Origin of the sequence: Achromobacter sp. RTa (genome assembly GCF_000757485.1) — a bacterium.
Lineage (GTDB): Bacteria > Pseudomonadota > Gammaproteobacteria > Burkholderiales > Burkholderiaceae_B > Achromobacter.
On record NZ_JPYO01000019.1, the window covers coordinates 90216 to 102306 of the forward strand.

The 12091-nt window shown below is 67.9% G+C and carries 14 protein-coding genes; 4 read left to right on the forward strand and 10 right to left on the reverse strand.

The window, feature by feature from the left end:
* The first annotated feature begins 111 nt into the window (after positions 1-111).
* Positions 112-1113, forward strand: a complete 1002-nt coding sequence (locus tag JL37_RS06635; protein WP_043542811.1) for a folate-binding protein YgfZ — start codon at positions 112-114, stop codon at positions 1111-1113.
* A gap of 49 nt (positions 1114-1162) precedes the next feature.
* On the opposite strand, the gene JL37_RS06640 is transcribed toward JL37_RS06635, so the two are convergent.
* The 7 genes from JL37_RS06640 to JL37_RS06670 form a co-directional block, all read right to left on the reverse strand.
* Entirely contained in the window at positions 1163-1852 is a 690-nt protein-coding gene (locus tag JL37_RS06640; protein WP_043542813.1) for a VIT family protein, read from the reverse strand.
* 78 nt (positions 1853-1930) lie between these two features.
* Positions 1931-2368, reverse strand: coding sequence for a PaaI family thioesterase (locus JL37_RS06645; protein WP_043542814.1), 438 nt, complete (start codon positions 2366-2368; stop codon positions 1931-1933).
* 1 nt (position 2369) lies between these two features.
* Positions 2370-3260 (reverse strand): 3-hydroxyisobutyrate dehydrogenase, encoded by an 891-nt coding sequence (gene mmsB / locus JL37_RS06650; protein ID WP_043542815.1) that lies wholly within the window; start codon positions 3258-3260, stop codon positions 2370-2372.
* 83 nt (positions 3261-3343) lie between these two features.
* Positions 3344-4519, reverse strand: coding sequence for an enoyl-CoA hydratase/isomerase family protein (locus JL37_RS06655; RefSeq protein WP_043542817.1), 1176 nt, complete (start codon positions 4517-4519; stop codon positions 3344-3346).
* Positions 4516-5670 (reverse strand): acyl-CoA dehydrogenase family protein, encoded by a 1155-nt coding sequence (locus tag JL37_RS06660; RefSeq protein WP_043542819.1) that lies wholly within the window; start codon positions 5668-5670, stop codon positions 4516-4518. The genes JL37_RS06655 and JL37_RS06660 overlap by 4 nt, the downstream gene beginning before the upstream one ends.
* A gap of 191 nt (positions 5671-5861) precedes the next feature.
* Positions 5862-6209 carry an RnfH family protein gene (locus JL37_RS06665; protein ID WP_043542820.1) on the reverse strand — a complete coding sequence of 116 codons (348 nt, stop codon included), beginning with the start codon at positions 6207-6209 and terminating at the stop codon, positions 5862-5864.
* A complete protein-coding gene (locus JL37_RS06670) occupies positions 6199-6633 on the reverse strand; it encodes a type II toxin-antitoxin system RatA family toxin (protein ID WP_043542822.1) in 435 nt (144 codons plus the stop codon). Before JL37_RS06670 ends, JL37_RS06665 begins: the two co-directional genes overlap by 11 nt.
* Positions 6634-6737: 104 nt before the next feature.
* Here JL37_RS06670 and smpB point away from each other — a divergent pair, with 104 nt between their 5' ends.
* A complete protein-coding gene (gene smpB / locus JL37_RS06675; protein WP_043542823.1) occupies positions 6738-7211 on the forward strand; it encodes an SsrA-binding protein SmpB in 474 nt (157 codons plus the stop codon).
* Between the two features lies 1 nt (position 7212).
* Here smpB and JL37_RS06680 read toward each other — a convergent pair whose 3' ends face one another.
* From JL37_RS06680 to JL37_RS06690, 3 genes are all read right to left on the reverse strand, one after another.
* The gene (locus JL37_RS06680) at positions 7213-8400 is read right to left on the reverse strand and encodes a GGDEF domain-containing protein (RefSeq protein ID WP_043542825.1); all 1188 of its coding nucleotides are present in this window, start codon (positions 8398-8400) and stop codon (positions 7213-7215) included.
* Between the two features lie 26 nt (positions 8401-8426).
* Positions 8427-9353 carry an SPFH domain-containing protein gene (locus tag JL37_RS06685; protein ID WP_043542871.1) on the reverse strand — a complete coding sequence of 309 codons (927 nt, stop codon included), beginning with the start codon at positions 9351-9353 and terminating at the stop codon, positions 8427-8429.
* A 97-nt stretch (positions 9354-9450) separates the two neighbouring features.
* A complete protein-coding gene (locus tag JL37_RS06690; protein WP_043542826.1) occupies positions 9451-9885 on the reverse strand; it encodes an NfeD family protein in 435 nt (144 codons plus the stop codon).
* A 167-nt stretch (positions 9886-10052) separates the two neighbouring features.
* On the opposite strand from JL37_RS06690, the gene JL37_RS06695 reads away from it, so the two are divergent.
* Entirely contained in the window at positions 10053-10790 is a 738-nt protein-coding gene (locus tag JL37_RS06695; RefSeq protein ID WP_043542828.1) for a glutamine amidotransferase, read from the forward strand.
* 114 nt (positions 10791-10904) lie between these two features.
* The gene (locus JL37_RS06700) at positions 10905-11750 is read left to right on the forward strand and encodes a bifunctional transcriptional activator/DNA repair enzyme AdaA (RefSeq protein ID WP_052096910.1); all 846 of its coding nucleotides are present in this window, start codon (positions 10905-10907) and stop codon (positions 11748-11750) included.
* The last annotated feature ends 341 nt before the right edge of the window (positions 11751-12091 follow it).

Genomic DNA, 12091 nt, shown 5'->3' on the forward strand with positions numbered 1-12091 from the left:
AAAGAGGGGCCGGAGCGCGCAGCCCGCCCCTTTGCCCGACGGGGGCTTGGCCCTGCGCGCCGGGGAACGCGGCTATCATTTGCACTTTGATGACGCGATAACACCGCCGCCATGCACGCTTTCCATTCTTCGATTCCCGCGCGCGCCGAAGGTTGCGCGCAATGCGCGCCGCTGGATGATTTCCTGGTTTTCGCCGCTTCCGGCGCGGACGCCCTGACCTTCCTGCACGGCCAGTTGACGCAGGACGTCACGGGCCTGCCCTCGCACTCCGCCCGGCTGGCCGGCTACTGCACCGCCAAGGGCCGCCTGCTGGCAACCCTTGTGATGTGGCGCGCGGCGCCCGCGGATGCGGACGACGCCCCCCGCCTCTACGGCCTGGTCCGCCAGGACCTCGCCCAGGCCCTGATCAAGCGCCTGTCGATGTTCGTGCTGCGCGCCAAGGCCAAGCTGGCGGCCACGCCGCTGCACGTGGCCGGCGTGCTGGCCACTGCGGAGCAGGCCGCTGCGCTGGAAGCGGCGGCCGGCCCCCTGCCCCGCACGCCGTGGCAACGCGCCGACCTGCCGTCGGGCACCTGGATCGCCGCGCCGTCCGCCGATGCGCGCCTGCGCTGGTGGTGGATCGCCTCTGACGCGCAGCTGGAAAACGCGGCCCCGCTGGCCGGCGCGCTCGGGCTGGCGTCCGCCGCCCAATGGCATGCCGCCGATCTCGCCGCGGGCATTCCGTGGATCACCACGGCCACCCAGGACACCTTCATCCCTCAAACGGTCAACCTGGACCTGATCGAGGGCGTCAGCTTCACCAAGGGCTGTTATCCCGGCCAGGAAGTCGTGGCGCGCAGCCACTACCGCGGCACGGTCAAGCGGCGCATGGCGTACGGCACCATCGCCGACGCAGCCACGCCAGGCGCGGCCCTGGCCGGCGTGGACGTATACGATGCCACCCAGCCCGGCGAACCCACCGGCCGCATCGTGGACGCCGCCAGCGAACAAGGCGTGGTGTCGGTGCTGTTCGAAACCGCTTTGGCCGCGCTGCCGGAAGGCGATCTGCGGCTGGGCGCCGCGGACGGCCCGCGCATTTCCGCCGCCCCGCTGCCCTATTCCATCACGCCCTGAGCCGCCCCGCCGGCCTCGACGCATCCGCGCGGAGCCCGGCCGGGGAATCCTAGACGGCCACGCCGAACAGCGCGCCCACGGCGGTGGTCGCCGCCATCGCCAAGGCGCCCAGGATCGTCACGCGCAACGCGGCCGGCCCCTTCGGCGCGCCTCCAGCCCCGGCGGCCAGGGCTCCCAGCCCCGCCAGGCAGACCACCGACGCTCCGATGACCCAGCCGATCAGCTGCGGCACGGGCGCCAGCGCGGCCACCAGCAAGGGCAAGGCCGCGCCGCCGGCGAACGACGCAGCCGACGCCACCGCAGCCTGCACCGGTCGCGCGCGATTGTGTATGGAAATGCCCAATTCGTCGCGGGCATGCGCATCGAGCGCATCGTGGCTGGTCAACTGGCTCGCCACCTGGGTCGCCAGGTCCCGGGTGAGGCCGCGCGCCACGTAGATATCGATCAGCTCGGCAAGCTCCTCGGTGGAGTTGCGCTTCAGCGACCGTTGCTCCAGCCGCAGGTCCGCCGCCTCGGTATCGGCCTGGGAGCGCACCGATACATATTCCCCGGCCGCCATCGACAGCGCCCCGGCCACCAGCCCCGCCAGCCCCGAGGTGAGGATGGCGCCATGGGTGGCCTGCGCGGCCGCGACGCCGGTGATGAGGCTGGCGGTAGACACGATGCCGTCGTTTGCGCCGAGCACGGCCGCACGCAGCCAATTGCTGCGGAAAATCCGATGATGTTCTCTAGGAGGCATTGCCAGCTACCCATGCTACGCGCGACGAACCGCGCGGCAGGACTGCCCCGGTGGGCAGGCCCCGCCGCGCGGCGGGGTTCAGCGCGGCGTCACGCGCACCGCGGTAAGCAAGCCTATCACGCAAAGGGTGGCCTGCTCGCCCTCGTACGCATGCACTTCGACCTGGCAGATCGACAGGCGCTTTCCCGGCTTGACCACGCGGCCGCTGGCCACGTAGCGGTCGCCCTTGGCGGGCGCCAGGAAATTCATCTTGAACTCCGACGTCAGCACGTCCTCGCCCGGTTCGAACAGCGTGTAGGCGGCATAGCCGCCGGCGCTGTCCGCGATGGTCGTGGAAATGCCGGCATGCAGGAAGCCGTTCTGCTGGCAGAGGTCGGCGCGGTACGGCAGCACGATATCCACCCGCCCGGGCTCCACCACGTCCAGCCCCGCCCCCAGCAGGGCCATGATGCTTTGCCGGTCAAAGCTGCTCTTGACCCGCGAGGCCGCGTCTTCCGATGCCTGGATGTGCGCCATGTCAGTCCTGCTCACGCTTGACGAGGTTGACGATGCTGGAGAAATCCAGCTTGCCCGACCCGCCCGCGCTATGCAGGGAATAGAGATTGCGCGCCAGCTCGCCCAGCGGGATCGAGGCCCGCGCCGAAAGCGCCGCCTCGGCCGCCAGGCCCAGGTCCTTGAGCATCAAGTCCACGCCGAAGCCGCCCGCGTAGCCCTTGGACGCCGGCGCGTGGTCCATCACGCCGGGCCAGGGGTTGTAGAGTTCGGTTGCCCAGTTGCGGCCGGAGCTCTTGGCGATGATGTCCGACAGCACCTTGGGATCCAGCCCGTTGGCCACGCCCAGAGCCAGCGCCTCGGACGTGCCGGCCATCAGGATGCCCAACAGCATGTTGTTGCAGATCTTGGCCACCTGGCCGGCGCCCGCCGGGCCGGCGTGGAAGATGTTCTTGCCCATTTTCTCCAGCACCGGGCGGGCCCGCTCCAACGCCGCGGCCTGGCCGCCGACGATGAACGTCAGCGTGCCGGCGGCCGCCCCGCCCGTGCCGCCCGAAACGGGCGCATCGATCATGGCGATGCCCCGCACCTCGGCGGCCTGGGCCACCTTGCGCGCCGAATCCGGAGCGATGGTGCTGCATTCGATGACCAGCGCCGAGGACGGGATCTTGCCCAGCAGGTCCTCGCCCAGGTACAGCCCCTCCACGTGCTTGCTGGCCGGAAGCATGGAAATCACCACCTCGGCGCCCTTGACCGCCTCGGCAGCGGAAGCCGCGGCCTTGGCGCCGGCGTCGGTCAACCCTTTCACGGCTGCCGGCACCAGGTCGAAAACCGTCAGGCTATGGCCGGCCTTGACCAGGTTCAATGCCATAGGCGCGCCCATGTTGCCCAATCCGATAAACGCGATACTGCTCATGATGTCTTGTCTCCTGTTGCCAATGCTGTAGGTATGGAATCATCGTGTACTGCGTAATGGGCGCCGGCGCCGCCCCGGACGGGCTATCGCCCTTCCTTGCCCAGGTCCGCAAGCGGATGGGGCTCGCCTTCCGGCCAGGGCTCGTCGAAGAACTTCTGCACCCAGGCGTCGGTGGCCATGTCCATCACCGCGGGATTCCAGCGCGGCTTCTTGTCCTTGTCGATGAGCAGCGCGCGGATGCCTTCCGCGAAATCGCCATGCGCCGTGCAGGCCAACGCCGCGATGTATTCGGCGCGGAACACGTCGTCCAGCGAGCGCAGGCGCATGCGCTGCTGCAGCGCGAACGACAGGCGCACCGAGCCCGGCGAACCCGCCAGCATCGTCGACGCCGCGCGGGCCAGCCAGGGATCCTCGTGGTCTTTCAACGCGGCCAGCTCTTCGTAGATGTCATCCAGCCGGTTGCCGCTGCACAGGCTGTTGATCAGGAAGGAGTGCTGGCGCAGGTTGCCGCCCTCGAGCGGCGTCTGCGGCTCGAGCGCCGCCAGCGCGCGGCGCAGCAGGCCGTCGTTGATCGAGCGCGGGGGAATGGCGTCTTCGGACGCGCCCGCCGCCTGGCCGGCCCAGGGCTGCTCCTGCAGCGAAGCGAGCAGCTTGGGCCAGTCCGCGTGATTCAGGCGGAAATCCGCCAGGCCGGCGAAGAAGGCGTCGGCCGTGTTCATGTGCGCGCCCGTCAGCGCCAGGAACAATCCGATCCGGCCCGGCATGCGGTTGAGCAGCCAGCTGCCGCCGACGTCGGGGAACAGGCCGATCGTGACCTCTGGCATCGCCAGCCGCGAAGACTCGCTGACCACCCGGTGGCTGGCTCCCATCATCAGGCCGATCCCGCCGCCCATGACGATGCCGTGGCCCCAGCACAGCACGGGCTTGGGATAGGTGTGGATGCGGTAGTCCAGCCGGTATTCGTGCTCGAAGAAGCGCCGCGCATAGGCGTTGCTCCAGCCGGACTTGCCCGTGTTCTCTTGCATGCTGCGGTAAAGCCCGTGCAGGTCGCCGCCGGCGCAGAACGCCTTTTCGCCCGCGCCCTGCAGGACCACCAGCGCCACTCCCGGGTCGTTCGCCCAGGTATCCAGCTGCGCGGCCAGCAAGTCCACCATCTCCAGCGACAGGCCATTCAGGGTCTGCGGCGAATTCAGCGTCGCGATCCCGAAGCGCATTCCATTGGCAGCGGCTTTTTCTTCGAACAGCACCGGTGCGTTCATCTTATGTCGGCTCCTTTTTCCAACAATTGGCGGGAAATGATCACTCGCATGATCTCGTTGGTTCCCTCCAGAATCTGATGAACGCGAGTATCGCGCACCAGGCGCTCCAAGGGATAGTCCCGCAGGTATCCGTAGCCGCCATGAATCTGCTGCGCGTCCAGGCAAATCTGGAAACCCATGTCGGTAGCGAAGCGCTTCGCCATCGCGCAGTAGGTCGCCGCGTCCGGCGCGCCCGCATCCAGCTTGCACGCCGCCAGGCGCACCATCTGGCGAGCCGCCACCAGATGCGTGGCCATGTCGGCCAGCTTGAATTGCAAAGCCTGGAATTCGGCCAGGCGCCGGTTGAACTGCCTGCGCTCGTCCATGTAGCGCCGGGCGGCGTCCAGCGCGCCCTGCGCCGCGCCCACCGAGCAGGTGCCGATATTGATGCGGCCGCCGTCCAGGCCTTTCATCGCGATTTTGAAGCCCTCGCCTTCCTGGCCCAGCATATTGGCGGCCGGCACGCGGACGTTCTCGAACGTGATCGGACGGGTGGACTGGCTGTTCCAGCCCATTTTCTCTTCCTTGCGCCCGTAGCCGATCCCCTCGCTGTCCGCAGGTATGGCGAACGCGCTGATGCCGCTGGCGCCCTCGCCGCCGGTGCGCGCCATGACCACCAGCAGGTCCGTGTCGCCGCCGCCCGAGATGAAGGCCTTGGCGCCATTGACGATGTAGTCGTCGCCGTCGCGCTGCGCGCGCGTGGAGAGGGAGGCGGCGTCGGAGCCCGCGCCCGGCTCGGTCAGGCAGTACGAGGCCAGCTTCTGGCCGCTGGCCAGCATAGGCCCCCAGGCCTCGCGCAGCCCCGGCTGCCCCCATTTGCCCACCATCCAGGTGGCCATGTTGTGGATCGTCAGGAACGCCGTGGTGGACGGATCGACCGCCGCCATTTCCTCGAACACCAGGGTGGCGTCCAGGCGCGGCAGCCCCAGGCCGCCGATGTCCTCGCTGGCGTAAATGGCGCAGAAGCCCATCTCGCCCGCGCGGGCGAAGGCCTCGCGCGGGAAGATGCCCTCCGCGTCCCAGTGCGCGGCGTGGGGAGCCAGCTCGCCCTCCGCGTAGTCGCGCGCGGCCTGCGCGAACGCGCGCTGTTCGTCGGTCAGTTCCAAGTCCACAGCCTGTCTCCTGTTGTAGTCGGTATTGTCTGTTGGCGTTGCTGCCGTCTCGTGAACGCCAGCATGCCGATTTTGGCATGACGTTGACGTAAACGTAAATGCGTAACCACGTTTATGTTACGCCCGAAGCGCCAGCGCGATTTGTCTTACCCGCGACAATGTTTCCCCGGGTTTCCACCGGGGCGGGCCGGCTACAGCAGGCCGGCCGGGCGGATGCGCCCGTTCCTGGCCGTCTTGGCGCGGCGGTGCTCCGCGCGGCGGCGGCGCGATTCCTTGGGGTCGAAGGTCAGGCCGCGGTAGATCTCCACGCGATCGCCGTCGGCCAGCACGGCCTGGGGCTCGGTGGCGCGCCCGAAAATGCCCACGCCGCGCTCCCAGGGCCGCACCACCGGGAAGGCATCGGCAAAACCGCTGGCCGCCAGCGCATCCGCAACGGTGGCGCCCTCGGGCAGGCGCAGCTCGCGCATCCAGACGTGGCCTGGCAAGGCGTAGCAGACGCTGACGCTCAACTGCCGCGCCGGGGACGGCTCATTCGCCATACTTGGCCTGCGCGCGCTTGGTGAAGGAATCTATGAAGCTGGTGGCGATGCGGTTGAACACCGGCCCCACCACCATCTCTAGCGCCCGGTTGGAGAACGCGTATTCCATGGTGAAGAGCACTTTGCAGGCATCTTCGGCCAGCGGCTGGAATTCCCAATGCCCGACCAGGCTGGAGAACGGGCCGTCGACCAGTTCCAGGTCGATCCGGTCGGGATAGGCGTGGGTATTGCGCGTGGTGAAGCGCTGCTTCATGCCCGCGAAACTGATCAGGATGGAAGCCTGCATGCCGTGCTCGTCCCGGGTCTGCACCTCGGTGCCGCCGCACCACGGCATGAACTCGGGGTACTTCTCCACGTCGGCGACCAGATCGAACATCTGGGCGGCGCTGTACGGCACCAGGACGGATCGTTGTACTTTGTGCATCGACTATCGCAAATGGCTAGAATGGCACGATTTTACCGGCACAACACGACCTGGGGCCAGAATACGCCTAGCCGCAGCGCGCGGCACCCAGGCACAAGGGCTTTATGAGCATTATCGACAACCGCAAGGCCACGCACGACTATTTCATCGAAGACCGCTACGAGGCCGGCCTTGTTCTGCAAGGCTGGGAAGTCAAGGCGATCCGCGATGGCCGCGTGCAGCTCAAGGAAAGCTATGTCATCGTGCGCGATGGCGAGCTCTACCTGCTGGGCATGCACGTCAGCCCCTTGCCCACGGCATCCACGCACATCCACCCCGACGCCATGCGCACGCGCAAGCTGCTGCTCAAGGCGGAGGAAATCAGCAAGCTCATCGGCAAGGTCGAGCAGCGCGGCTACACGCTGGTGCCGCTCAATCTGCACTACAAGAACGGGCGCATCAAGCTGGATTTCGCGCTGGGCCGCGGCAAGAAGCTGTACGACAAGCGCGACACCGCCCGGGAAAAGGACTGGCAGCGCGAGAAAGAGCGCATGATGAAGCACGACACCCGCGCGCCGCGCAAGGGCAAGGACGGCTGATTCACGCGGCCACGGGCTGCGGCTGGCGCTCGACGTCGGTTCCCGGCCCCGCGATCCCGTTGCGCCCCGCCGCCTTCGCCGCATAGAGCTTGCGGTCCGCCCGCTCGAAGAACGCCTGCAGGTTCTCTCCAGGCATCCAATCCGTCACCCCCGCGCTGAACGTATACGAAATGGTGCTGCCGCCGTGCGAGCATGGCGTGCGCCGCACCGAATCCAGCAGGCGGTCCGCCACCTCCATCACCGCATCGCTGCGCAGGTCCGGGAACAGCACGGCGAACTCTTCTCCGCCCACGCGGCCCACGTGGTCGCCCGTGCGCAGCGTGGCGGTCGCCAGCAGGCCGAAATGGCGCAGCACGGCGTCTCCGGCCGCATGCCCATGGGTATCGTTGATGCGCTTGAAATGGTCGATGTCCAGCAACAGCATCGCCAGCGGCCGCCGCGTGCGCAGCGCCTGGGCGCAATAGCGCTCGGCCTGCAGCCACCAGGCCTTGCGCGACATCAGCCCGGTCAGGAAGTCCGTGTTCGCCTCCTGTTCGCGATCCGCCAGCATCCGGTCGTGGATGATCATGATGGCGCCCAGGGTCAGGCATGGCATGGTCAGCACGCCCAGCGTCATGAACGCGATATTCCAGGCGGTGGGCAGCAGCAGCGCCTGCGGTTCGGCGATGCCGAGCAGATAGACCACGGCGCGCGCCGCGCACACCACGGCGGACACGAACGCCACCACGCGGACGAAATGGTAGCTGTAGCGCGACCGGTTCATCGGCATGCCATGCCCGACGGTGACGGCCACGGCCAGCATGAAGCCGGTCATCAGCACCGACATCGCCACCATGCGGGCCCCGACCCGCGGCTCGATGTAGGTGTAGGCGGCCAGCACCAGCAGGGTCGCCCCCGAGGCCAGCGCCATGAGATGCCTGGGCACGGGACGGCCGACCAGCCTGCACAGGCCCGCATAGTATGCGCACAGCGCGAGGGCGACGGCCGTATTGGCCAGGATCACCGACAGGAACAGAGGCGCGCCGGTGGCCTGGAACGCGAAGGCGCCGAACGCCAGCAGCGTCAGCAGGTTTGCGCTTATCGCTTCCTTGATGCCCGCCATGCCGCTGCGGGCCAGCGACCCAAGCACACACAGCGCCAGCACTCCCGCCAGCGCTGCCACCAAAAGCAAGTTAACGGGAGCGATCATCTTGCAGGCGCCGGCAGGCGCGGTTGTCAGCTGTTCCGGGTGGACTTCACGATGGTCATGGCGGAGGCGATCATGCCGCCCACGTCGGACAGGTTGGCCGGCAGGATCAGCGTATTGCCTTCCTTGGCCACGTTGCCGAAAGCCTCGACATAGCGCTCGGCCACCTTGAGGTTCACGGCCTCCATCCCGCCCGGCTGGCGCACCGCGTCGGCGACCTGGGTGATGGCCTTGGCGGTGGCCTCGGCGATCGCCAGCACGGCCGCGGCCTCGCCCTGGGCCTGGTTGATCTGCGCCTGCTTCTCGCCTTCCGAGCGGGCGATCGCGGCTTCGCGTTCGCCCGTGGCGATATTGATCTGTTCCTGGCGGCGGCCTTCCGACGCGGCGATCAAGGCGCGCTTTTCCCGTTCGGCGGTGATCTGCGCCTGCATCGAACGCAGGATCTCGTTGGGCGGAGTCAGGTCCTTGATCTCGTAGCGCAGGACCTTCACGCCCCAATTCAGCGCGGCCTCGTCCAGCGACGAAACGATGTTGCTGTTGATGGAGTCGCGCTCTTCGAACGTGCGGTCGAGTTCCATCTTGCCGATGACCGAACGCAGCGTGGTCTGGGCAAGCTGCGTAATGGCCGATATGTAGTTCGACGAGCCGTAGGAGGCGCGCATCGGGTCCGTTACCTGGAAGTACAGCACGCCGTCCACTTGCAGCTGCGTGTTGTCGCGCGTGATGCAGACCTGGCTGGGCACGTCCAGCGGGATTTCCTTGAGCGAATGCTTGTAGGAAACGCGCTCGATGAACGGGATGACGAAGCCCGCGCCCGGAGACAGGACCCGGTCGAATTTGCCCAGGCGCTCGACCACCCAGGCGTGCTGCTGGGGCACGATGGCGATCGCCTTGATGACGATCAGTATCGCCAGCGCGACGACGACAAGCAGGACGATGGTGGAAGTATCTATCATCATTCGGAGCCTCTTCTTCTGGTAAGTACGTTCGCAGCGCCCGCCTGGACGGCATGGGCGCCTGCCGCCGGCCTCGCCCGCGGCGGGCCGGCCCTGCTCATGCCGAGCCGGGCGTGCCCTTCGGGGTCAGCACCAGGATCGAGCCGCGCATTTCGGTAATGATCTGTTCGCCGGCCAGCGGCGCCTGCCCCCGGGCCAGCTCGGCCTGCCAGTGCGCTCCGCGATACCAGACGCGCGCCGTGCCGTTTTCGGACCAGGCCTCGACCGAGACCGTCTGGCCGATGTCCAGGTTGACGTCGGCGTTGCTGGCCGAATCGACTTCGCGCTTCTTCAGGACGCGGGTCTTGCGCAGGACCAGCAGGCCCAGCAGCAGCACCACGCCGCAGGCCACGAGCTGCCATTCGAGACCCGTGCCGAACCATGCGGCCACGCCTCCGGCCGCCAGCCCCAGGGCCACCAGCAGCAAGTAGAACGTTCCCGTCGCCAATTCGCCGATCAGGGCCAGCGCAGCCAGTCCCAGCCATATCCACATAGTTGTCGTTCGCCCGAAAGGATGAGTCCCTGTGCCGGATTGTACGTATTTCCGGGACGCAACGGTAAGGACGCCGCGCCTCAAGGACAATAGCGCTGGATTATGATGTGTATTGCGGCTGGGTTCCTCCAGGACCCGGCGCCCGCGCCTCTTACGCAAAGCCCCCAATGACCGCTGCAATTCCTTCCGCCCTACCCGTCCTGATCCTGCACACCGGCGACCCGGACGATACGCTCAAAAGCCAGTTCGGCGGCTATGCCGACCAGCTCGCGCAGGCCGCCGGCCTGGCGCCCGACGACATGGAAATCGTGGCGGTGCATGCGGGCCAGCGCCCGCGCGCGCCCTCCAGCTATCGCGCCGCGCTGATCACCGGCTCGCCCGCCATGGTGACCGACAAGGAACCCTGGAGCGAGGACACCGCCGCGTGGCTGCGCGAGGCCGCCGCCGCGGAACTGCCCATGTTCGGCGTCTGCTACGGCCACCAGCTGCTGGCGCATGCCCTGGGCGGCAAGGTGGGCTACAACCCGGCGGGCCGCGAAGTCGGCACGCAAACGGTGGAACTGCTGCCGCCCGCCACGGGCGACAGGCTGCTGGCCGGCCTGCCGCCCACCTTCCCGGCCCAGATGCTGCACGCGCAGACCGTGCTGCAAGCGCCGCCCGGATCGGCCGTGCTGGCGCGCTCGGACCTGGACGGGCACCAGATGATCCGGATCGGCCGCAACGTGTTCTCCACCCAGTTCCATCCCGAATTCGGCCCCGACTTCATCCGCGCCCACCTGGAACGCTACGGGCGCCGGTACGCCGCCGAAAACCTGGACGTGCCGGGCCTGTCCGCCAACGTGCGCGCCACCCCCGTGGCGGGCAGCCTGCTGCGCCGCTTCCTGGACGCCTACGCCCCCTCCTAGCGGCCGGACCTGCCCAGGCGCCCGGGCCTGCGCGCAACAACCGGAGTGCGGCGCGCGGCAGGCCTTGAGACGATGCAGTCAAGCGCACAGCCTGCGCACTGTCAGGAGTCCCTTATGAATCACGCCGCCGCCTCTTTGAGCAAACAGCACGCCGCCGCTGTCGAGCGCGCCTGCCGCGCGCTGGAGTCCGAGCAGCCCCCGGACCTTGCCACCCTGGCCGAGCAGGCCGGCATGAGCCGCTTCCATTTCCACCGCGTGTTCAAGGCGGCCACGGGCATCACTCCCAAGGCCTATGCCACCGCCCTGCGCGCCAACCGCGCCCGGCAGAGGCTCGAGCAGAGCGCCAGCGTCACCGACGCCATGTACGACGCCGGCTTTAATTCCAGCGGACGTTTCTATGAAGCCGCGCACGCCATCCTGGGCATGACGCCCACCGCCTTCCGCAGGAACGGCGCCGGCGTCGACATCCGATTCGCGGTCGCCCAATGCTCGCTGGGCGCCTTGCTGGTGGCGGCCAGCGACACCGGCATCTGCGAGATCGCCTTGCACGAGGACCCGGAGCAACTCGTGCGCGACCTGCAGGACCGCTTCAAGGCGGCGCGCTTGATTGGCGCCGACGCGCAGTTCGAAAGCTGGGTGGCGGCCGTGGTGGGCTTCGTCGAAGACCCTTCCCGGGGCCTGGACCTGCCCCTGGACGTGCGCGGCACGGCCTTCCAGCGCCGGGTCTGGGAAGCGTTGCGCGAGATCCCCGTGGGCGCAACCGCCACCTACACCGACATCGCGGAACGCATCGGCTCCCCACGGGCGGTGCGGGCCGTGGCCCGCGCCTGCGCCACCAACAATATCGCCCTGGCCATCCCCTGCCACCGCGTAGTGCGCACCGACGGCTCGCTTGCCGGCTACCGCTGGGGCATAGACCGCAAGCGGGAACTGATAGCGCGGGAGGCGTTGGCGGCTTAGACGAAATGCTTGCGTGCGAAGGGTGTCAGACACCCGGCAAGACCGGCTTCAGTTGGGGCGGCGTCTCGTAGGGATGTCAGACACCGGCCATATGCCCGAGACGCCTGGGCTTACCGCCAAGTGTCTGACACCCGTACGAAACGCTGGTCCGATCAAACAAGGCGTCCCCGGGTGTCAGACACCCCCAAACAAACAAGAAATACAATACCCCCACGCTGCACCCGCTTCGCGGGTTGCTGCCCTCCAAGGGGGCGTTTTTTGTCTTGGGGCGGCCCGACGACAAAAAATACCCCCACGCCGCACCCGCTTCGCGGGTTTGCTGCCCCCCAAGGGGGCGTTTT